General features: G+C 64.6%; 1 protein-coding gene. It reads right to left on the reverse strand.

All coding sequences use genetic code 11. The features are described 5' to 3' along the window. Positions 1 to 458, reverse strand: a 458-nt coding sequence (locus NQV17_RS37855) for a substrate-binding domain-containing protein (RefSeq protein ID WP_257776169.1), incomplete at both ends; no start/stop codon positions are given.

The following is a 458-nucleotide window of genomic DNA, read 5'->3' on the forward strand; positions in this document are numbered from 1 at the left end:
TTCACGTTGTCGCGCGTGACGAGCGTCGGCTCGATCAGGATCATCGGGTTGGCCGGCTTCTGGCCGTTCATGATCCCGTAGCCGACGTTTACGGCCTGCTGCGCCATCGCCCACGGATCCTGGCTCGACGACGCCTGCACGAGCGTGTTCGACTTCAGCGCGACTTCGATGTCGGGCGCGCCGTCGACCGACGTGATCACGATGTTCGGGCGGTTCAGCTGCTTCGCCGCGAGATCGCTGCCGATCGCCTGCGGGTCGTTGATCGTGAACACGCCGTCGAGCTTCGGAAAGCGCGTCAGGTAGCCCTGCATCGTGTTCATCCCGCCTTCGCGCGAGCCCTTGCCGTCCTGGTCGCTCGACAGCAGCTTGATGCCCGGGTTCTTCGCGAGCACGGTCTTGCAGCCGTTCACGCGATCGATCACGGCCGACACCTGCGGGCCGTTCTCGATGATCACGTT

Origin of the sequence: Burkholderia sp. SCN-KJ (genome assembly GCF_024656005.1) — a bacterium.
Taxonomy (GTDB): Bacteria; Pseudomonadota; Gammaproteobacteria; order Burkholderiales; family Burkholderiaceae; genus Burkholderia.